We start from the raw sequence: 20,922 nt of genomic DNA on the forward strand, positions 1-20,922 counted from the left end.
CGTGTCGGAACCGGCCGGGTCTAGGGTGGGACCATGACGACTGATTCAGCGCAGCCATCGCACGCGCAGCCCGCCATGGGCACCTCCGCCGACCGCCCGCTCGCCCCGGAAACACTGGTAGTCGATCTGGGCCGGCCCGACCGAGCCCACGATGCGCCCTTGAACCCTCCGGTGGTCTTCACCTCGACCTTCATCGGGACCGAGGACATCACGGCCGATGACTACGGCTACGCCCGCTTCGGCAATCCCACCTGGGATCCGTTCGAATCCGCCCTGGCCACGCTGGAGGGTGCGAAGCTGCCCGGACTGGTGTTCGCCTCGGGCCTGGCGGCGATATCCGCTGCCCTGGAGACGGTGGCCCCCGGCGGCACCGTCATCATGCCCGAGCACTGCTATATGGGCGCGCTGTCGGGTGCGGGGGCGACGGCGGCCTCGGGCCGCTTCGACCTGGTCACCGTCGATATCGCCGACACCGAGGCCGTGCTCGCCGCGGTGCGCACGGCCACTGCCGCGCACGCCACCGCCACATCCGGGGCCGACTCCCAGACCGGTGGTGCGCAGGACGCGGCGGGCACCGAACGCGCGGTGCTGCTGTGGATCGAAAGCCCCACGAACCCCATGCTCGAGGTCGCCGATATGCCCGCGCTGATCACCGGCGCGCACGCGGCCGGGGCCTATGTCTGCGTGGACAACACGTTCGCGACCCCACTGGTCCAGAAGCCGTTGGAAATGGACGCGGATCTGGTCGTGCACTCGGCCACGAAGTACATCGCGGGGCACTCGGACGTGGTGCTCGGCGCCGTCCTGACCTCGCGCGAGGACCTGCGCGAGGCGGTCCTGACCCGCCGCTCGATCCACGGCGGGATCGCGGGCCCCATGGAGGTGTGGCTGGGTCTGCGGGGCCTGCGGACCATGGCGCTGCGCGTCGAGCGCTCGATGTCGAACGCGCAGCTGCTGGCCGAACGCCTGGCGGATCTGGCGGAGGTCGTGCCCGGAATGAGCGTGCGCTATCCCGGCCTGCCCACCGACCCCGGCCATGCGCGCGCCGCGGCCCAGATGTCAGGCGGCTTCGGTTCCATCATCTGCGTGGACATGGGTAGTGCCGAGGCGGCGGTGCGCGTGGCGGAGGCGGTGCGGCTGTTCACCCCGGCGACCTCCCTGGGCGGGGTGGAGAGCCTGATCGAGCGGCGGCGCAGGCACGCCGCAGAACCGGAGTCCGTCCCCGCCGGCCTGTTGCGCCTGAGCATCGGCATCGAGCACGTCGAGGATCTGTGGGACGACCTCCGGTCGGCCATTCAGGACTGAATCATTCAGCCCTGTGCCTGCCGCAGGTCGACTTTGCGGACCTTGCCGGAGGCGTTGCGGGGCAGGGTGTCGACGAAGACGAGGTCCTTGGGTTGTTTGAAGCGGGCCAGTCGGTCGTCGAGCCAGGTGCGCAGTTCGTCCAGGGTCAGCTGGGCTCCTTCGCGCAGCGCAACGGCGGCGATGGGGACTTCGCCCCAGCGTTCGTCGGGGCGGCGGTAGACGGCTGCTTCTAGGACGGCTGGGTGGTCGAAGAGGACGTTTTCGACTTCGGTGCAGTAGATGTTCTCGCCGCCGGAGATGATCATGTCCTTGGCGCGGTCGACGATGTAGAGGAAGCCCTCGTCGTCGGCGCGGACGAGGTCTCCGGAGTGGAACCAGCCGCCGGTGAAGGCTTTGGCGGTTTCTTCTGGTTTGCGCCAGTAGCCCTGCATGAGGTTGGGGCCCTGGTAGACGAGTTCGCCGACTTCGCCTGGGGTGACATCGTTCATCGCCGGATCGACGATGCGCGTCTGCAGCGTGGGCAGGGGCTTGCCGATCGAACCGATCTTGCGCAGGGAGTCCGGCCCGGACAGGCTGCAGGTCACCGGCGACATCTCCGTTTGCCCGAGGGCCGCCACGATGTTCGTGCCGGGGAAGCTGCGCGCCATGTGCCGCAGCAGATTCTCACTGGCCGGGGCCGCGCCCCAGCAGATCACGCGCAGGGCCAGGTCCCAGTCGCCACCGCCGGGCCTGCCCGCGTCCCTGGCATCGCACAGCTGCTGCCACTGCTGGGGGACGTTGAAGGTGAAGTTCGCGCCCTCGGCCTCATAGGCGTCGAGCACCTCGACGGGGTTGAAGGCACCCAGCGGGTGGATGACGGAGGTGGCCCCCATCGTGATATTGCCCGCCATATTGCCCCAGGACGCGGTGTGGAAGAACGGCGCGGTGACGAAGCAGACGTCGTCGGTGCGGACCTCGTTGACGCGGATGATGGTGTTCGCCTGCGAGACCATGTTCATATAGTCCAACATTGCGCCCTTGGGCCGGCCGGTGGTCCCGGAGGTGTACATGATCATGCAGGTCGTGTACTCGGCGACATCGGGTGCGATGAAATCGGCGGGGTCCTCCGCGGCCAGCGCGGCATGGCGTTCGAGGACGGGCGGGCAGGCGGGCGCGGCGGCGATGGCGGCCTCGGCCAGGCCCGTTTCACCCGGGACCTCCGAATCGAAGACGAGGATCCGCGACAGCGCGGCGGCCCGGCCCGCGGCCTGCGCATAATCGGTGATCCGGGGCAACAGGGCGGGATCGACGAAGACGGTATTGGCGTCCGCGTCGTCGAGGATGTAGGCGATCTCCGGGGTTGTCAGGCGGGTGTTGATGGGCACGAAGATCGCGCCCAGCCGGTTGGCGGCCATGGCGGCGACGATGTGGCCGATGTGGTTGAGCGCCAGGGTGGCTATCCGGTCGCCGTGCCCGACTCCGCGGCGGTCCAGCGCGGCGGCGGTGTGCTCGATCAGCTGGTTGATCCGTCCCCAGGTGTACGGCACACCGCGGTGTTTGAAGGCGATGACATCGGGGCGGACCCTGGCATGTCCGAGGATCTGCTGGTTCCAGTGGTTGCGGCGGACCGCGGTGGGGATTCCGGTGGAGGTGTCCGGGGCGGGCTGGGTCAAGGTGTACTCCTTTGTACTGCTTTGTACTGCGCATTTTCGTGCTGCGCATTGTGCTTTGTGATCGGGTCCGGACCGGGGGCCTGGTGCGGGATAGACGGGAAGGGCCGTGCGATTCACATCACGCCGCCGCCGCAGTGCATCCTTCGCGGGATGGGCTGCGACGACGGCGTGATGGGTGGAAGGGACCTCAGTTCAGCGTGTAGCGCTTCTGCAGTTCCTTGCCGATGATGTACTTCATGACCTCGGTGGTGCCACCGTAGATCGGCTGGATCCGGCTGTCGCGGAACGCCCGGGCGATCGGGTACTCGTTCATGAAGCCGTAGCCGCCGAACAGCTGTAGGCAGCGGGTGACCAGCTCGACCTGCAGGTCGGAGGTCAGCCACTTGGCCTTTGCGGCCTCGGTCGCGGTGAGCTCACCGGCATTCAGGGCCAGGGCGCAGCGGTCCAGATAGGCCTCGGCGGCGTCCACCCTGGTCTCCAGCTCGGCCAGCGTGAACTGGGTGTTCTGGAAGTCCCCGATGGTCCCGCCGAAGGCCTTGCGGTTGAACACGTACTCCCCGGTCCAGTCCAGGGCCGCGCGGCAGGCCGCGACGGCACCGGAGGCGATCGACAGGCGCTCGAAGGGCAGATTGGCCATCAGGTGTTTGAAGCCCTGGCCCTCCTGGCCCAGCAGATTGCCCGCCGGGACCCTGACGTCGGTGAAGAACAGCTCGGAGGTGTCCTGGGCCGCCAGGCCCACCTTGTCGAGGTTGCGGCCGCGCTCGAAGCCGGGGGTGCCGGCGTCGACGATGATGAGCGAGGTCCCGCGGGAGGGCTTGACGTCCATGTCGGTGCGGGCCACGACGACGACGAAATCGGCGTTCTGGCCGTTGGTGATGAACGTCTTCGAACCATTGATGATCCAGTCGCCCGAACCGTCGTCCGCGCGCACCGCGCGGGTCGTGATGCCCTGCAGGTCCGAGCCGGCGCCCGGTTCTGTCATGGCGATCGCTGCGATCAGCTCGCCTGCGACCAGGCCGGGCAGGTACTTCTGCTTCTGTTCCTCGTTTCCGAAGCTCAGCAGATAGCCGGGCACGATCCCGTCGGAGACGCCCCAGCCACCGGTGCATCCGCCCAGGCCGCGCTTGGCGACCTCCTCGCTGATGACCATGTGGAAGCGGAAGTCGTCGACTCCTGCACCGCCGTACTCCTCGGGCTGGGAGAACCCGATCAGGCCGGCCTCGGCGGCCTTCTTCCAGATCTCGCGCCCGGTGTTCTTGGCCTGTTCCCACTCCTCGCGGTGGGGCGCCATTTCCTTCTCGAGGAAAGCGGCGACGGTGCCGCGGAAGGCCTCGTGGTCCTCTTCATAGAGATTGCGCTTCATCGCATCCTCCTCAGACCAGTTCCAGGATGGTGGCGTTGGCCTGGCCGCCGCCCTCGCACATGGTCTGCAGTCCGTAACGGATATTCTGGTTGACCATCCGGTAGATCATGGTCGTCATCAGACGCGCCCCGGAGCCGCCCAGCGGGTGGCCCAGGGCGATTGCGCCGCCCTGCGGATTGAGGCGCTCGATGTCCGCGCCGGTCTCCTTGAGCCAGGCCAGCGGGACGGGGGCGAAGGCCTCGTTGACCTCGAAGGTGCCGATGTCGTTAACCGACAGGCCCGAACGCTTCAGAGCCTTGGCGGTGGCGGGGATGGGCGCGGTGAGCATAATGCGCGGATCGTCGCCGGCGAGCACGGCGGTGTGCACGCGCACCAGCGGGGTCAGGCCCAGTTCCTTGGCCTTGGCCGAGGTCATGACGAGCATCGCGGCCGAGCCGTCGGAGATCTGCGAGGCATTGCCTGCGGTGATCCGGCCATCCTCGCGGAACACGGTGTTCAGCTTGCCCAGCGATTCCAGGGTGCCGCCGCGGCGGATCCCCTCATCGACGGTGACGGCGCCCGATTCGGTCTGCACGGGCACGATCTGGTCGGTGAATTCGCCCTTGTCGGTCGCCTCGGCGGCCAGGGCGTGGGAGCGCAGGGAGAATTCGTCGAGCTGGGTGCGGTCGAAGCCCCAGCGATCGCAGATCATCTCGGCGCCGATGCCCTGGTTGGGGTTGTCGCCGGGGTAGCGGGACTTGAAGGCCTGGCCGTAGGGGGACTTGCCCTGGGAGGTCGAGCCCATGGGCACGCGCGACATGGACTCCACACCGCCGGCGATGACGACATCGGCCTGGCCGGAGGCCACGGTGGCCGCGGCGAAATGCAGGGCCTGCTGGCTGGAGCCGCACTGGCGGTCGATGGTCACACCGGTGACGTCCTCGGGGAAGCCGGCGCCCAGGGCGGCGGTGCGGGCGATGTCACCGGTCTGTTCGAAGGCCTGGCTGACGCAGCCGAAGACCACGTCGTCGATGACGGCCGGGTCGATGCCGGTGGTGGCGACCAGATCGGCCAACACCGTCGAGGCCAGGTCTGCCGGGTGGATGCCGGAAAGGGCGCCGTTGCGCTTGCCGGTGGCGCTGCGGCGGGCTGCGACGATCACTGCGTCTGTCATGTGGGTTCCTCCGAGGCGATGTCCGAATCCGCTCCGCTTTGAGGGGATCGGGAGATTGTTTGGATGTGACCAGCTTTACACCTGGGACAAAAACAGTCAAGATGGACTGTATTCGGATGTCCCTCCGAAATCAGTCGATGCTTCGAGGAGGAAGCAGTATGAACATCGCAGGACACGTGGCCTTCATCACCGGAGGCGCATCCGGTCTGGGCAAGGCGACAGCAGACGAACTGGTGCGCGCCGGCGCGAAGGTCGTCCTCTTCGACCTGCCGCGCTCGGTCGGCGCGCAGATCGCCGAGGACTACAACGCCCAGGCACCGGGCACCGCCCTGTTCGCCCCCGGCGACGTCACCAGCGAGGAAGACGTCACCGCGGCGATCGAGAAGGCCAAGGAGTTCGGCGACATCCGCGCCGTCGTCAACTGCGCCGGGATCGGCTCGGCCCACCGGATCGTGGGCAAGGACGGGGTATTCCCACTGGAGACCTTCCGCAAGGTCCTCGAGGTCAACCTGGTCGGCACCTTCAACGTGCTGCGCCTGGGTGCGGCCGCCATGCGCGCACAGGAACCCATCGACGGTGAGCGCGGCGTGATCATCAACACCGCCTCCGCCGCGGCATTCGACGGCCAGATCGGCCAGTCCGCGTACTCCGCCTCCAAGGGTGGCGTCGTCAGCCTGACGCTGACCGCGGCACGCGACCTGGCCTCCGGTCTGATCCGTGTCAACACGATCGCCCCCGGCATCTTCAAGACCCCGCTGATGCTCGGTGCCCCCGACAACGTTCTGGAGTCCCTGGGCCGTCAGGTGCCCAACCCCTCGCGCCTGGGCGAACCGCCGGAATACGCGCTGCTGGCCCGCCAGATCGTCGAGAATCCCTACCTCAACGGGGAGACGATCCGACTGGACGGCGCCATCCGGATGCAGCCCAAATAGAGCAGCACGACTCGAGCAGGCCGGACAGCCGGCCGGAATCCCGGGGAGACCATGACGCAAATGCGCGCAGCTCAGTCGCGCGAGCAGATCCTGGACGCGACGATCGAGTGCCTGCTGGAGTTCGGATACTCCGGCACCACCACACAGAAGGTGCAGGAGCGTGCGGAGGTCTCCCGGGGCCGGCTGCTCTACCACTTCCCGAATAAACGGGAGCTCATCATGGCCGCCGTCACCAGCGCCACCGACACCAGATTGGCGCAGGCGGCGGCGCGCCGGGCCGCACACGCCGACGCCGAGGCGACCGGCACCTCGGAGCCGGCGGCGCGGATCGCCCGGTTGGTCGAGGGCCTGTGGTCGAGCTTCGCCGAACCCATCTTCTGGGTCGCCTTCGAAGCCTGGACGGCGGCCCGCACGGACAGGGAGTTGGCAGCGCTGACCGCGACCCACGAGCGCACGGTGCTGCGCCGGGTGAGGCAATCGGCGATGGCCGATCTGGGCCCAGAACTGGCGGCTCACCCCAGGGCCGGCGACGTCTTCGGCCTGCTGTTCTCCGCCATGCGCGGGCAGGCGATGACCTATGCGTTCTCCGGACGCGATATGAGCACCGAGCCCATGGTGCCACTGTGGGAGGCGCTGGCGGCCGAATGGCTGGGCGTCGCCTCGGCACCCACTACCGAATAATCCATCAGTCAGGACCGTCACAAGGGCGTGAAACGATGACCGAAACACAGACGAACCCAACGACAAGCCCGGCGATGTATCCCGGATACTATGCTGAGCGCTTCCCCGACAAGCCCGCCGTCATCATGAGCGACACGGGGCGGGTGCTGACCTATGCGCAGCTCGAGGACCGTTCGCAGCGGCTGGCCAACCACTACCGCAGCAGCGGGCTCGAACGCGGAGACCATGTGGCGATCATCGCCGAGAACCGCTTCGAGATCATCGAGGAGTACTGGGCGGCACAGCGCGCCGGCCTCCTGGTCACCGTGGTCAACAGCCACCTGACCGTGGGCGAGGCCGAATACATCGTGCGCAACTGCGGCGCGAAGTCCATGACGATCTCCACCGGCCTGCCGCTGGCCGAGGAGCTGGCCAGGGCCCTTGTGGTGGACGGTCCGGACGGCCCCGCGGTCGCCGAACTCCTGTCCGTCGGCGGTGACCTGCCGGCGGCCACGCCCTATGAGGACGTGCTGGCGGCGTTGACGAACGAGCGGCCGGAATACGAGCCGCGCGGCGGTGACATGCTCTATTCCTCCGGGACCACCGGCCGGCCCAAGGGCATCCAGCCGGCCCTGCCGGATCAATCGGTCGAGGTGTTCGAGGGGATCTTCCCCGTGTCGACCTTCGGCCCCCTGTTCAAATGGAGCGAGGACACCGTCTACCTGTCGCCGGCGCCGCTGTATCACGCCGCGCCGATCCGGTTCGTGCACATGACGCACTGCTACGGCGGCACCGTGGTCGTCATGCCGAAGTTCGACGCCGAGGAGTGCCTGCGGCTGATCGAGAAGTACCGGGTGACGCATTCGCAGTGGGTGCCGACCATGTTCGTGCGCCTGCTCAAGCTACCGGAGGAGGTCCGTGCCCGCTACGACGTCTCCAGCATGCGGGTGATGGTCCACGCCGCGGCATCGTGCCCGGTGGACGTCAAGCAGAAGATCATCGACTGGTTCGGCCCAATCGTCTGGGAATACTACGCATCGACCGAATCCAACGGTTCGACGATCATCGACTCCGAGGCCTGGCTGCGCAAGCCCGGCTCGGTGGGCCAGGGCGCCGGCGGCACAACGGTGCACATCCTCGACGCCGAACTCAACGAGCTGCCGGCCGGCGAGGTCGGCAATATCTGGATGGAGTTCGCCGGGAAGAAGCCGTTCAGCTACTGGGGCGAGCCGGAGAAGACCGCGGGGACGCGCCACCCGGATCCGCAGAAGTGGGACTGGACGACGATCGGCGATATGGGGCGGATCGACGAGGACGGTTACCTCTACATGGCCGAACGTCAGGCCTACCTCATCATCACCGGTGGCGTGAACATCTATCCGCAGGAGGTGGAGAACGCCCTGGCGCTGCACCCGGACATCGCCGATGTGGCGATCGACGGCCAGCCCGATGACGAACTGGGCCAGATCGTCGTGGCCTATATCGACCTGGCCGCAGGAGTGCCCGCGACCAAGGAGACCGCCGCTGCGATCATCGGCTGGCTGGGGGAACGGGTCGCGAAGTACAAGCTGCCGCGCATCGTGTACTTCACCCATCAGATGCCGCGTACACCCACGGGCAAGCTGCAGAAGCGCAAGCTCGATCCCGCCGCCGCCGATCAAGCATTCGTGATGCACTCCTGAGAGCGCGCGCTTTGCGGTAAGCTACTGATCGAATGTTCGGATAGTTTAGGTCCGGGGCCACCGGGCCCGATAACTCAATGAAGAGGGAAGACATGAAAGCAGTCCAGGTCAACGAACTCACCGGTCCCACCAACATCGTGCTGGCGGAGATCCCCAAGCCGGAGGCCGGCCCCGGCCAGATCCTCATCAAGGTCGAGGCAGCGGGTGTGACGTTCCCCGAACTCCTGCAGACCCGCGGCGAGTACCAGGTCAAGCACCCGATCCCGTTCACCCTGGGCTCCGAGGGCTCCGGCGTGGTCGAGGCCGTGGGCGCGGGCGTGGACAAGTTCGTCCCCGGTGACCGGGTGGTGTTCATCGCGGGCAAGGACTCCTGGGGCGAATACGCCACGGTGCCCGCGGATATGGTCCTGCCCCTACCCGAATCGGTGGACTTCGAATCCGGCGCTGGAATCCCGATGAACGTCCTGACGGCGGACTTCGCCCTGCGCGTGCGGGGGAACCTGCAGCCTGGCCAGACCCTGCTGGTCCACGGCGCGGCCGGCGGACTGGGATCCGCCCTGGTGCAGCTGGGCCTGGCGATGGGCGTGACCGTCATCGGCGTGGTCTCAAGCGAGCCCAAGGCCCAGGTGGTGCGCGAACTCGGCGCCCAGCACGTGGTCTTCGCCGATGGTTTCAAGGATGCGGTCAAGGAACTCTACCCGCACGGCGTCGACCTGGTGGCCGATGTGGTCGGCGGCGATCGTTTCACCGACTCGCTGCGCAGCCTGGCGACCTTCGGCACCCTGCTGGTATTGGGCTTCACCGCCGGCTCCATTCCCCAGGTCAAGGTCAACCGGCTGCTGTTGAACAACATCTCGGTAGCCGGGGTGGGCTGGGGCGCCGCGGCGATGGTCCGCCCCGGCTACCTCGACGGTCAGTGGAAGGTCCTCATGCCCTTCATCGAAGCCGGACAGCTCAACCCCCACATCCATGCGACGTATCCGCTGGAGCAGGCGGGCCAAGCACTGACGGACATCGACGACCGCAGCGTGCGCGGCAAGATCATCCTCAAGCCCTGACCCCGGCCCCACCACTGCCGATCCCACGATACGAAGGAACCCCCTGATGACAGACGAACTCCTAGTCGACCTGGACGCCGACGGCATCATGACTGTGACGTTCAACCGGCCGAAATCCATGAACGCACTCAACCGGGCCACCACGGAGAGGCTGTTGGCGACGATCGAGCGCGCCGAGGCCGAGGCCAGGGTCCTGGTGCTGCGCGGTAACGACCGCGCCTTCTCCTCCGGCGCCGACCTGGGCGCGGTCAACGACGCCGGGGACGATTCGGCCAAGCAGACCGGCGGGATCCTCGACGTCATCAACGTCATCGTCGAACGCCTGAAGAACCTCGCGATCCCCTCGGTGGCCGGAGTCTCCGGCGCGGCCGCCGGGGTCGGCTGCTCCCTGGCGCTGGCGTGCGACTACATCGTGATGAGCGAGAAGTCCTACTTCATGTTGGCCTTCACCAAGATCGGCCTGATGCCCGACGGCGGCGCCACCGCGCTGGTCGCGGCCTCGGCGGGGCGCCACCGCGCCATGCGGATGGCCCTGACCGCCGAGAAGGTCCAGGCGGCCACCGCCCTGGACTGGGGCCTGGCCAGCGAGGTCGCGGCCCCGGCCGACTGGCAGGCCCGCACCGCCGAGGTCGCCGCCACCCTGGCGGCCGGTGCGCCCCTGGCCTACCGGGAGACCCGGCGCGCGATCAACGCGGCGAGCCTGGACGGCCTGACGGCGGCACTGGACCGCGAGGCAGAAGGCCAGGCCCGGCTGCTGAGCAGTGCCGACAACAAGGAGGGCGTGGCCGCGTTCTTGGAGAAGCGGCAGGCCACCTTCACCGGAAACTGAACCGGGGCCTCGGCCCGGGTCCGGACGCACCACGCACCATCGAGAACCGCAAGGAGTCACAATGCTCAAGGGAATCCCCTCCACCCAGGGGGACAGCTACCAGCTCAACACCACCCAGATGCTCAAGTACGCCTCGGGCACCTTCTCCGAACACGAAGTCGTCTACCACCGCGTCGACGGGACCTGGGGGCGGACGAACTACGGCGAATTCGGCAAGCGCGTGAACCGCCTGGCCAATGCGCTGACCGGTCTGGGGATCGGCCCGGGTTCGATGGTGGGCGTGCTCGACTGGAACTCGCTGCGCCACCTGGAGCTCTACTACGGCGTGCCGGGGATCGGCGCGACCTTCCTGCAGCTGAACCTGCGCCTGCCGCAGAACGACCTGGAATACGTCATCGACCACTCCCAGGCCAAGTGGGTGTTCGTCGACGAATCCCTGCTGCCCATCGCCGAGGCCATGGCCCAGAACACCTATGTCACCGGCTGGGTGGTGATGGGCGACAAGCCCTCCGACCAGTACTCGCCCAAGCTGGAGAACGTGTACTACTACGAGGACCTGCTGGCCGCGGCCTCCGAGGAGTACGACTGGCCCGTCATCGAGGAGACGACCGCCGCCTTCGCCGGGTACACCACCGGCACCACCGGCCGGCCCAAGGGCATCTACTACTCGCACCGCTCCGTAGTCCTGCACGCCATGGGCTGCGTGGCCGCGCTGAGCGTGCACTACCGCGACGTCATCATGCCGTGGACGCCCATGTTCCACGTCATGTCGTGGGGTTACCCGCTGTTCGCCCTGGCCGCCGGCGCCAAGCTGGTGCTGCCGGGCAAGTTCTCCACCGACAACATCGGCGAGGTAGCCCAGGCGATGATCGACGAGGGCGTCACCCTGGCCAACGGGGCGCCGGCCATCTTCACCCCGCTGCTGGAGCACTTCAAGGCGGCCAAGGAGCCGGTCGATCTCTCGCGCGCCCGCCTGGTCGCAGGGTCATCGGAACCTCCGGTGGCCCTGATGAAGGGCTTCAAGGAGATCACCGGGGCCGATGTCGTCCACGGTTACGGGGCCTCGGAGACGACCCCCGTGGTATCGGTGAACTACCGCCTCAAGCCGGCCCTGGACGGGATGAGCGAGGACGAGCAGTGGGATATGAAGCGGATGCAGGGTGTTCCGCTGTTCGGGGTGGAGATGAAGATCGTCGACCCCGCCGGCCAGGAGCTGCCCCACGATGGCAAGTCCATGGGCGAACTGCTGATGCGCGGGCCGTGGATCACGGAGAGCTACTACAAGCTCGACGACAACGCGGACCGCTTCGCAGACGGCTGGTGGCGTTCCGGGGACGTGGCCGTGATCAATGAGTTGGGCTACGTCAAGCTGACCGACCGGATCAAGGACGTCATCAAGTCCGGCGGCGAGTGGATCTCCTCGATCGACATGGAGAATGCGATCCTGGACAATCCGGCGGTGGCCGAGGCCTGTGTGATCGGCGTGCCCGACGCCAAGTTCGACGAGCGCCCGGTGGCCTATGTGGTGGCCCGACCCGGTGAAACGGTGACGAAGGAGATCGTCTGGGAGACCCTGTCGAGCCGCTTCGCCAAGTGGCAGCTGCCCGATCAGGTCATCGTGGTCGATGAACTGCCGCGGACCTCGGTGGGCAAGCTGGACAAGAAGCTGCTGCGCTCCAACTGGGAGGGCTGAGGCTCTTCCCCTTTTTAGAGTTCCACTACTTGACGAAATGGTGAAAATCCGGCGAATCAGCCCGGAAAACGACATTTCGTCAAGTAGTGGAACTCTTTTGTATTAGCGGGTCAGCAGGTAGACGCCGGAGCGGGTGACGCCGGTGATCGTCCAGCCGGTCTCCAACAGGCCGGTCAGTGCCGCGCGCAGGGCCCGGCGCCAGCGGGCGGACAGTTCCGGGTTCGCCGCGCGCAGGGCCTCGATGTCCAAGGGGATCTGCACACCGACGGTGGTCGCAGCGGTGTTGCCGGCCGAGGCCGCACCGGGTTCCGTCGCGGCCGCAGCGCCTGCCGTAGCGGCACCGGCCGCCGCAGCGCCTGCCGCTGCGTCCCCCAGGGGCGTCTCCACCGGTTCCTGCGTGTCCTCGGCCAGGCGCAGCACCCAGGCGAAGGCCGGGTCCTCGGCGGGGACCTCCACGGTCTCCCGCGCCGCCGGCTTGTCCAGGCGCCAGGAGACCATCATGCGGTCGGAGCCCTGGCCGGCGTTGACCCCGTCGGTCATCTCGCCGTAGAAGTTGACCAGGTATTCGGCGCAGTCGGCGCCCAGGCGCTGGAAATTGAAATACGCGTTCCGGGCGATCAGCGGATCGAAGGTCCAGTGCATCTCCGTGATCCCGCGCTCCAGGCACCAGACGCGCTGGTCGAGCTTGAGCGCCGCGCCCACCCCGGAGCCCAGGCCGTCGCGGCGCACCCCCGCCACATGGGAGTGCAGGGTCTGGCCCAGCGGTTCGGCGAAGAAACCCAGTGCCATTCCGCGGATCGCATCCGCGTGGACGTCGTCGGCCACTGTGCCGCGGGGGAAGGCACCGCCCACGTAATTGCCCGCATGGGACAGGGCGACCAACATACCGGTGTCGGCGACCGCATTGGTTCCGGGGGACACTCCCCAGACATCGTCGAGCAGGTCGGCGGCGGCCTGGCACTGGGCCGAGCTGTGCAGCAGGCGGATGTCGACGCCCGCCCGGCTCGCGGCGGCCGAGGCCTCCTGTTTCGCCTGATGGAGTGTCTGCGGGGGAACTACTGTTTGAGGAACGGGTGTCATGGAGCCAATTCTGCCACTGCCCGGGCTGCGGGGCCGGGCTGTTTCACCCAGCGATCCGGATACCCTGGGTCCATGACTTCACAGCGGGCGGTCGCCGTCATCGGCGTGGATGGGATCGGGCGGGAATGGGCGCGGATCTGCGCCGCGGCCGGACTGCACGTGCGGCTGTTCGATCCGACACCGGACATCGAAGGGGTCGCACAGGGTATCCGGGAGGCCGCGGCGGTCATCGACGCCGGGCGGGTGCAACCCACCGCAGGACTCGACGATGCGGTGATCGGCGCCGATGTGGTCTTCGAGTGCGGGCCGGACCGGGCGGGGGCCAAACAACAGGCACTGGTCGATATCGCGCTGGCGGCCCCCGCCGGGTCCCTGCTGGTCACCGCTGCTCCGGAACCGGTGGCGGACTCATCCGGCGGGGCCGAGGTCGCGGCCCTGGCCCGCGGTCTCGACGATATCGCCGCGGCCCGGCTGGTGGCGGTGTGGCTGGCACCGGATGCCACCGCCGCCGAGGTGATCGCCGGGCGGGGGAGCAGCTCGGAGAGCGTGGAGCGGGCCCTGGCGCTGTGCCGCGCGGTGGGGCTGCGCGTGAGGCCGGCGGATCGGGATCCGGAGGCCGAGCGGACTCAGACCGCGGCGCGGTAGAAGTACGTGGTGCGCTTGGCGATGAGGCCGGCGGCGTCGAACTCGAAGAAGTCGGCGAAACCCTCGTGGGCGTCCGAACCGTCCTTGAGTTTGCCGTTGAACTCGCCGCGGGTGGCGGCACGGTTGCCGTCGACGACGACCTCGGTCACGGTGTGGGCGCCGGAGACGATGATCCGGTCGCCGCGGTAGAACTCGCCGATGGCGGGGCCCGCGAAGGTGTCGTAGCCGGGGCGGTCGTAGGTGGCGTCGGCGGCGAACAGGGCGGTGGTGGCCTCGGGATCGCCGGCGTCGACGGTCGCATAGTACTTCAGCGCCAGGGCGCGGATATCTGACATGGGAATCTCCTCGGATCGTGTTCGGGTGGCGGCCCGCGGCGGTTACCGTGGGCGCTGGCTTAGAACTCTAACAATCTCCGCCGGGTGGGCACTCATCCGTCTTGTATCCGGGAACGGGTTCCCATACGGTTGGAGTAGCACGCAATGTATCGCGCGCCACACGACACATGTCGCACATATACGTGCCCGTCGCAGCATCGCGGGGCATGGAAAAGGAAGGTATGGGATGTCGCAGTACCAGGTAGTAAACCCTGCAACGGGCGAACTCGTCGAAGAGTTCCCCACCGCCACCGATGACCAGATCAAGGACGCTCTGGACCGGTCGCACAACGCCTATCTGTCCTGGCGCGACACTCCGATCGCAGAACGCACCGCGGCGCTGGCGAAGGTATCGGAGATCTACTTCGCCAGGGCGGAGGAACTGGCCGGCTACATCAACATCGAAATGGGCAAGCCCGTTCCCGAAGGCGTGGGCGAAGCCCAGCTGTGCGGTCTGATCTACAAGTACTTCGCGGAAAACGCCGAGGACTTCATCAAGCACGAGCAGCTGCGCGGGCCCAAGGACGCGGAGGCCTACCTGCGCCGCCGCCCGGTCGGCTCGATCCTGGGCATCATGCCCTGGAACTTCCCGTACTACCAGGTGGCCCGGTTCGCAGCCCCCAACCTGGCACTGGGCAACACCGTGATCCTCAAGCACGCCCCGCAGGACCCGCGTTCGGCCGCCGTGATGGAGGAGATCTTCCACGAGGCCGGCATTCCCAAGGACGCCTACATCAACGTGTACGCGACCAATGAGCAGGTCTCCGACATCATCCTGCCCGACCCCCGCAACCAGGGTGTGTCCGTGACGGGTTCGGAGCGTGCGGGCAAGGCCGTGGCCGCGGCAGCCGGTGCGAACCTGAAGAAGGTCGTGCTGGAACTGGGCGGGTCCGACCCCTACATCGTGCTGGGCGCCGATGACCTGGATCAGACCGTCGACACGCTCTTCGCCACCCGCATGGGCAACAACGGCCAGGCCTGCAACAGCCCCAAGCGCATGATCGTCATGGAGGACATCTACGACGACTTCGCGGCGAAGATCACCGCGAAGGCCAAGGAGATGACCCCGGCGGATCCGACCGCCGAGGGCTCCGCGCTGGCCCCGCTGTCCAGCCAGGCCGCGCGCGAGCGCTTCATGGAGCAGGTCGAGGCGACGATCGCCGACGGCGCGACCGTGCTGACCGGTGGCAAGTCCTATGACACGCCCGGTGCCTACGTCGAACCGGTCATCTTCACCGATGTGAAGCCCGGCAAGCGCGGTTTCCACGAGGAGCTCTTCGGTCCCGCGTTCATGCTGTTCAAGGTCGCCAGCGAAGAGGAAGCTGTGGCCCTGGCCAATGACACGCCGTTCGGCCTGGGGTCGGCCGTCTTCGGCCCGGATCTGGAGGCTGCGGAGCGCGTGGCCAAGCAGATCGACGCAGGCATGGTCTACATCAACGCTCCGGAAGGCACACGCGAATACCTGCCCTTCGGCGGTGTGAAGCGTTCGGGCATCGGCCGCGAACTGGGCCCGCTGGCCATGGACGAGTTCTGTAATAAGCAGCTGTACTACAAGCAGAACTGAGCCCGGTAGTCACCTGGGAACTCGGTCGGCTGCGCGCCGGGCGAGATCCGGGTGGCGGGTCTGAGATCCGGGTGCGGGGGTTGCTGCTCCCGCATGATGAAACAAACGCCTTGTTCAGTGTACTGAACAAGGCGTTTGTTTTATTGTGCACACATGAGTGATTGGCAGGAACAGGTGAGCGCCCGGGTGGCGGCGATCCGCAGACACCGGGGCATGTCCTTGTCCGCTTTGGCCGCTCGTGCCGGAGTGTCCAAGGCGACCCTGTCGGGGATCGAATCCGGCAGGGGCAATCCGACCCTGGACACGATCGAACGCCTGGCCGTGGCCCTGGCCATCCCGGTGGGCGACCTCCTGTCGCGGGAGGACCCGGGGACCACCGTGCGGCGGGCACCGCAGACAGCGCTCGACGAGCTGAGCCGCATCGAAGGCGATTCGATCGTCGAGGATCTGCTGGTGCGCATCCCCGGTGGCAGGTCCTTCGAATTCTGGCGCCTGCGGATGGCCCCGGGTGAGCACTTCGCAGGAGTCCACCACACCCCGGGGACCGTGGAGATCTTCGTGGTCATCACCGGGATGATGACGGCGGGGCCGGATCTCGGCGCCGAGGCCGGCGGCGGCCAGGAAGCCGACGCCGGGCAGGCGGACCTTGGCCCCGGGGACCTCATCGAGTTCGACGGGGACCAACCCCACACCTATACGGCGGGCCCCACCGGCTGTCAGGCCCTGGTGGCGCTGGGGTCGACCTCGGGCGCGGCCCACGACAGGGCGGGGGCAGTGCGATGAGTATCAGTGCCTGGATCGTCCTGCTGGGCACCTTCACGGTGGCCGTCGCATCGCCGGGACCGGACTTCCTGGCGGTGTTGCGCCGGACCTTGGAACGGGGCCTGCACTCTGGAATGCGTACAGCCGCCGGGGTGGCGGCGGGTATCGCGACCTGGTTGTGCCTGGCACTGTTCGGGATCGTGGGGCTCATCGCCCGGCACCACGTGCTGTTCTTCGCCGTGCGAATCGCGGGCGCCGTATTCCTGGTGTTCTACGGCCTGTCCATCCTGCGGGCCCTGTGGCGCGCCCACCGGGAACGGTCCCGGGATCAGGTCCGGGAAAGGGACATCGTGTCGAGCGACTCGGCCACGGCGGCCCCTGAGGATTCGCCGTGTGGCTCCACTGTGCCGGAGTCGGCGGCTGAACCGCCGGCAGAGCCGACGGCGAGCAGCCATTCGCCGAACGCCGTTGGGATGAAAACTGGCACCGGGGCGCGGCAGCGCTTCGCCGATGTGCGGCTGGGCTATCTGACGAACACAGTCGGCAATCCCAAGGCGGTGGTGTTCTTCGGGGCGCTTTTCGTCAGCGTCCTGCCGCAGGCGATCACGCTGGGGGAGTCCCTGCTGGCGGGGGCCGTGATGACGGGTATCGCTCTGGCGTTCTTCACCCTGGTCGCTCTGCTGAGCTCCCGGCCCCTGGTGATTCGCGCCTATGAGCGTGCCCAGACGGCAATCGACACGTTCCTGGGAGCCCTGTTCGTGGTCCTGGGCCTGGTCCTCATCCCCTGGGCGGGGCTGTAAGCACAGGAGTCGGCACCCCGCGTAACCAGTCCGTAATCTGAGATGAGGATAATGGGTGCATGAGCGATCCTCAGACCACGACCCCCGTGCAGCCGCGGAATCAGACCATCGACCGGATGCGGTCCGAACCCCGGAAACAAGCGGGCTCCCAGGCCGGTCGGAAACAGCCGATCACAGTGCAGATCACCCGTGAAGTCGACCCTGAAGCATCCGGCGAGGTCGAACAGTGGGTCTCCCGTGGTCAGGCGATGCTGCGGTATTGGCCCGGGTATCTGGGTTCGGGGTGGGTGCGCAATGACTCCGAATCGCACACCTGGCATATGCTCTACCGCTTTTCCGATGCGAAGACGCTGAAATCCTGGGAGGCGTCGCCGCAACGGCGGGCCTGGGCCAGCGAATTGGCCGACCATGTGCAGTCTGAGCGCTCCGAGCGCCGCACCGGGATCGAGGGCTGGTTCGACACCAAGCCCTTCCACGAACAGGCGGCGGACGATTCCGCCCCGCCGCGCTGGAAGCAGATGATCGTGATCTTCTTGGGCTTCTTCCCGATGAGTCTGCTGGGCAATGTCGTCATCGGCCTGCTCCTGCCCGCAGCCACGCCCCTGGTCCTGCGGGTCCTGGCGACCACCGTGCTGGTCATGCCGATCATGGTCTACTTCGTGCTGCCGCTGTTCACGACCAAGCTGTTCGCCGGCTGGCTGAACAAGCCACGCCGTCCCAGGAGCCGGCGGCAGCGCCCGCGCCGAGCGCGGCGGCGCGCGTAGGATGGCCCGGTGAATGATTCTTCAGCCGAGGCGACCGTGACCGCGCCCGCGACTCCTGACTCGAGTATGGCCCGCGCCAAGAACATCGTCGTATCGGCTCTTGCCCTGCGCCACCCGCAGCGGGCCGAACTGCTCATGGTCCGCAAGCGCGGAACCACCAGCTTCATGCTGCCCGGTGGCAAGCCGGAAGGCGGTGAGTCCGCCCGTGATGCGGTGGTCCGGGAGATCTCCGAGGAACTGCGGCTGGACATCGACGTGCCGGGGCTGGCCGAACTGGGCACCTGGACGACGGTCGCCGCGAACGAGGCAGGGCATTCGGTCACGGGGACCGTGTTCACCTTCGAGGGGGTGCCGGCGGGGCTCGACGTGGCCGAGCCCCATGTGCATGAGGAGATAGAAGAGGCCGGCTGGTTCTCCATCGAGAACCTGCCGGCCGATACCGCGGAACGCCAATTCGCCCCGCTGACCCGGGACTTCGTGATCCCCAACCTGCCGCAGCGCTACCGCGGATAGATCGGGCGATCACGCGCCCGCCCGCACTCACATCGTGTTGACGATCAGACCGATGTGCGTGTAGAAGTTCAGGGCGCCGAACAGCACCCAGACGATCCCCGGGATGATCCACAGGACGCCGTTCCACTTCAACAGCGCGCCCGATGCTGCAGCCGCGTCCTCGGCCCTGGCGACCTTGGTGACGGAGAAGGGGAACAGGATCGCCCCGATGCCGATCAGTGCGTAGACCAGCGAGATGAAGCTCGCCTCCAGCCACGGCCAGGCGGCGAAGTTACCGCTGATCGGCTCCTGCGGGGGAGCGGCGAACAGCTGGAACGTCACTCCGGCGAAGGCGATCGCAATCAGTGCCAGCCCGATCGCCGCGATGAACAGGGATACGGGCCGGGCCGTCTGCGCGGCGTAGCGCAGCGGGTTCGCAACGGTGTTCAGACGTGCACCGCGACGGAACAGGAACACGGCAGCGGCGATCAACAGTGCGCCGAAGGCGATGCTGGGCTCGCCGAAGATCACATTGTCGAACGGGAACCCGCCTGCGGCCAGCGGCCAGGTCAATGCCATGTGCAGGCCCATGATGAACAGGATCGCCCCGGGGATCAGGAACGCCAGGGCCCAGCCCGTGGTGTTCAGATGCCGGGTCTCGGATCCCAGGGTCGGGTCAGCGTCGGGTTGGGCGCCGGGCTGCTTGGACGCCCGGCGCAATTCGATAAAGAACCATACCGTCAGCAGCAGTCCAACGCCGGCTGCGGTCGACATGATGGTGTTGTACGTGGGCATCGTGGCCCAGTCGATCATTCCCGGTGACTTCTCACCGGTGAAGAACCCCATGATGGTTGCTTCTTTCCAGATAGTTAAAACTTACAGTAGTTGCAACGTGTGAGGCCGCTGAATATTCCCTCCACCGGTGGAGCTAAGGCGACCTGCTAGCGTGAGGAATGGTTCCGTATGCGAATCACCCCGATCAGCACAGGAAGGCAGCTTGTCCTCACCAGCCGCAGCACCGCCGCGCTTCTACCTGCTCGACCTGCTGCGCCTGTGCGCCGCGGCATCCGTTCTGGCCTATCACTACACCGGCCGCAACCACAAGAACTGGCAGGCCAGCACAGAACAGACATTCGGCGCCCTGTCCCATGTGACGGCCTACGGCGCGCTGGGCGTGCAGCTGTTCTTCATCATCTCCGGCTTCGTCATCCTGATGTCGGCCCAGGGCCGCAGCGTCCAGAGCTTCATCGCCGGGCGGATCTCCCGGCTCTATCCCGCCTACTGGGTGTCGGTGCTCCTGGGGTCGTTGCTGGGGCCGCTGCTGGCTCCCGAAGTCTTCAAGAACCCCTCGGCGGTCAAGACACTGGCGAACCTGACGATGATGCAGAACGCCCTGGGGCAGAAGGACGTCGACGGTGTCTACTGGACCCTGTGGATCGAGCTGCTGTTCTATGTGATGATCGCGATCTTCTTGGTCGTGGGGATGACGCAGACGCGGATTATGGCATTCATCATCGTCTGGCCGCTTGTGGGGGCCATGGCCCAGCAGGGGGACGCGGGATTGGTCGTCGAACTGCTGCAGCCGGGTTACGCCGGACTGTTCACCGGTGGGATGGCGCTGTTCCTCATCCACCAGTACGGGCATTCGCTGCTCCGCTGGCTACTGGTGGTCTACTCCGTGTGCTTCGCCGTGCCACAGACGATCGCGGTGAACTTCCACCCGATGGTGCAGAAGTACGTGGGCCGGGACATGTCGGACACCGTCTGTGCCGCCCTTGTCATCCTGTGCTTCGCCCTGGTCGCATTGGTCACGGTGACACCCCTGCGGCACAAGGGATGGGGCTGGATGACCTATGCGGGTGCGCTGACCTATCCGCTCTACCTGTTCCATCAGTACTGGGGCTGGACCGTGATCAGGACGCTGAGCCCGACGCTGAACAAATGGCTGGTCGTAGCCGTGGCCACGGCCGTGTGCGTGGCGCTGGCCATCATCGTGGAACGGTGGGTCGAGCGGCCGCTGCGGCGCCGGCTGCGCAGTACCCTCAAACGCGGATTCGCCGAGGTCACCGCAGCCTCCAACTCCCGCGGCGAGCCGGGTGCCCCGCGGCACTGAG

General features: G+C 67.1%; 20 protein-coding genes. 14 read left to right on the forward strand and 6 right to left on the reverse strand.

Annotation, left to right across the window (positions count from 1 at the left end; translation table 11 throughout):
- Positions 1–75: 75 nt before the first annotated feature.
- Complete coding sequence (locus tag NQ038_RS03970) at positions 76–1,305, forward strand: PLP-dependent aspartate aminotransferase family protein (RefSeq protein WP_257047777.1); 1,230 nt, start codon at positions 76–78, stop codon at positions 1,303–1,305.
- 5 nt (positions 1,306–1,310) lie between these two features.
- Here the strand turns inward: NQ038_RS03970 and NQ038_RS03975 are convergent, their stop codons facing one another.
- From NQ038_RS03975 to NQ038_RS03985, 3 genes are all read right to left on the reverse strand, one after another.
- On the reverse strand, positions 1,311–2,957 hold the full coding sequence (locus NQ038_RS03975; protein WP_257047744.1) for an AMP-binding protein: 1,647 nt from the start codon (positions 2,955–2,957) through the stop codon (positions 1,311–1,313).
- Positions 2,958–3,144: 187 nt separating this feature from the next.
- On the reverse strand, positions 3,145–4,320 hold the full coding sequence (locus NQ038_RS03980; RefSeq protein WP_257047745.1) for an acyl-CoA dehydrogenase family protein: 1,176 nt from the start codon (positions 4,318–4,320) through the stop codon (positions 3,145–3,147).
- A 10-nt stretch (positions 4,321–4,330) separates the two neighbouring features.
- On the reverse strand, positions 4,331–5,473 hold the full coding sequence (locus NQ038_RS03985) for a thiolase family protein (RefSeq protein ID WP_257047746.1): 1,143 nt from the start codon (positions 5,471–5,473) through the stop codon (positions 4,331–4,333).
- 158 nt (positions 5,474–5,631) lie between these two features.
- Between NQ038_RS03985 and NQ038_RS03990 the strand changes: the two genes are divergently transcribed.
- The 6 genes from NQ038_RS03990 to NQ038_RS04015 all read left to right on the forward strand — a co-directional run bounded on the left by NQ038_RS03990 (position 5,632) and on the right by NQ038_RS04015 (position 12,327).
- On the forward strand, positions 5,632–6,405 hold the full coding sequence (locus tag NQ038_RS03990) for a 3-hydroxyacyl-CoA dehydrogenase (protein ID WP_257047747.1): 774 nt from the start codon (positions 5,632–5,634) through the stop codon (positions 6,403–6,405).
- 60 nt (positions 6,406–6,465) lie between these two features.
- Positions 6,466–7,086, forward strand: coding sequence for a TetR/AcrR family transcriptional regulator (locus NQ038_RS03995; protein ID WP_257047748.1), 621 nt, complete (start codon positions 6,466–6,468; stop codon positions 7,084–7,086).
- Between the two features lie 35 nt (positions 7,087–7,121).
- On the forward strand, positions 7,122–8,747 hold the full coding sequence (locus NQ038_RS04000) for an AMP-binding protein (protein ID WP_257047749.1): 1,626 nt from the start codon (positions 7,122–7,124) through the stop codon (positions 8,745–8,747).
- Positions 8,748–8,839: 92 nt separating this feature from the next.
- Positions 8,840–9,805: an NADPH:quinone oxidoreductase family protein gene (locus NQ038_RS04005; protein ID WP_257047750.1), complete on the forward strand. Its 966-nt coding sequence runs from the start codon at positions 8,840–8,842 to the stop codon at positions 9,803–9,805.
- Positions 9,806–9,851: 46 nt separating this feature from the next.
- Positions 9,852–10,634 carry an enoyl-CoA hydratase-related protein gene (locus NQ038_RS04010; RefSeq protein WP_257047751.1) on the forward strand — a complete coding sequence of 261 codons (783 nt, stop codon included), beginning with the start codon at positions 9,852–9,854 and terminating at the stop codon, positions 10,632–10,634.
- A 61-nt stretch (positions 10,635–10,695) separates the two neighbouring features.
- Positions 10,696–12,327 (forward strand): long-chain-fatty-acid--CoA ligase, encoded by a 1,632-nt coding sequence (locus NQ038_RS04015; protein ID WP_257047752.1) that lies wholly within the window; start codon positions 10,696–10,698, stop codon positions 12,325–12,327.
- 102 nt (positions 12,328–12,429) lie between these two features.
- Here NQ038_RS04015 and NQ038_RS04020 read toward each other — a convergent pair whose 3' ends face one another.
- A complete protein-coding gene (locus NQ038_RS04020; RefSeq protein ID WP_257047754.1) occupies positions 12,430–13,407 on the reverse strand; it encodes a hypothetical protein in 978 nt (325 codons plus the stop codon).
- A gap of 72 nt (positions 13,408–13,479) precedes the next feature.
- On the opposite strand from NQ038_RS04020, the gene NQ038_RS04025 reads away from it, so the two are divergent.
- Entirely contained in the window at positions 13,480–14,052 is a 573-nt protein-coding gene (locus tag NQ038_RS04025) for a 3-hydroxyacyl-CoA dehydrogenase NAD-binding domain-containing protein (RefSeq protein WP_257047755.1), read from the forward strand.
- Here NQ038_RS04025 and NQ038_RS04030 read toward each other — a convergent pair.
- Positions 14,034–14,387: a nuclear transport factor 2 family protein gene (locus NQ038_RS04030; protein ID WP_257047756.1), complete on the reverse strand. Its 354-nt coding sequence runs from the start codon at positions 14,385–14,387 to the stop codon at positions 14,034–14,036. The genes NQ038_RS04025 and NQ038_RS04030 overlap by 19 nt on opposite strands.
- A 226-nt stretch (positions 14,388–14,613) precedes the next feature.
- Here NQ038_RS04030 and NQ038_RS04035 point away from each other — a divergent pair, with 226 nt between their 5' ends.
- From NQ038_RS04035 to NQ038_RS04055, 5 genes are all read left to right on the forward strand, one after another.
- Positions 14,614–15,990 (forward strand): NAD-dependent succinate-semialdehyde dehydrogenase, encoded by a 1,377-nt coding sequence (locus NQ038_RS04035; protein ID WP_257047761.1) that lies wholly within the window; start codon positions 14,614–14,616, stop codon positions 15,988–15,990.
- Positions 15,991–16,143: 153 nt separating this feature from the next.
- On the forward strand, positions 16,144–16,773 hold the full coding sequence (locus tag NQ038_RS04040) for a helix-turn-helix domain-containing protein (RefSeq protein ID WP_257061865.1): 630 nt from the start codon (positions 16,144–16,146) through the stop codon (positions 16,771–16,773).
- Positions 16,770–17,552, forward strand: a complete 783-nt coding sequence (locus NQ038_RS04045) for a LysE family translocator (protein ID WP_257061867.1) — start codon at positions 16,770–16,772, stop codon at positions 17,550–17,552. Before NQ038_RS04040 ends, NQ038_RS04045 begins: the two co-directional genes overlap by 4 nt.
- Before the next feature lie 59 nt (positions 17,553–17,611).
- Positions 17,612–18,316 carry an antibiotic biosynthesis monooxygenase gene (locus NQ038_RS04050; protein WP_257047764.1) on the forward strand — a complete coding sequence of 235 codons (705 nt, stop codon included), beginning with the start codon at positions 17,612–17,614 and terminating at the stop codon, positions 18,314–18,316.
- 9 nt (positions 18,317–18,325) lie between these two features.
- Positions 18,326–18,829 carry an NUDIX domain-containing protein gene (locus NQ038_RS04055; RefSeq protein WP_257061868.1) on the forward strand — a complete coding sequence of 168 codons (504 nt, stop codon included), beginning with the start codon at positions 18,326–18,328 and terminating at the stop codon, positions 18,827–18,829.
- A gap of 27 nt (positions 18,830–18,856) precedes the next feature.
- Here the strand turns inward: NQ038_RS04055 and NQ038_RS04060 are convergent, their stop codons facing one another.
- Positions 18,857–19,654, reverse strand: a complete 798-nt coding sequence (locus NQ038_RS04060; RefSeq protein ID WP_257047767.1) for a DUF981 domain-containing protein — start codon at positions 19,652–19,654, stop codon at positions 18,857–18,859.
- Between the two features lie 151 nt (positions 19,655–19,805).
- Here NQ038_RS04060 and NQ038_RS04065 point away from each other — a divergent pair, with 151 nt between their 5' ends.
- Positions 19,806–20,921 (forward strand): acyltransferase, encoded by a 1,116-nt coding sequence (locus NQ038_RS04065; RefSeq protein WP_257061870.1) that lies wholly within the window; start codon positions 19,806–19,808, stop codon positions 20,919–20,921.
- The last annotated feature ends 1 nt before the right edge of the window (position 20,922 follow it).

The organism is Brevibacterium sp. 50QC2O2 (assembly GCF_024580675.1).
Taxonomy (GTDB): Bacteria; Actinomycetota; Actinomycetes; order Actinomycetales; family Brevibacteriaceae; genus Brevibacterium; species Brevibacterium moorei.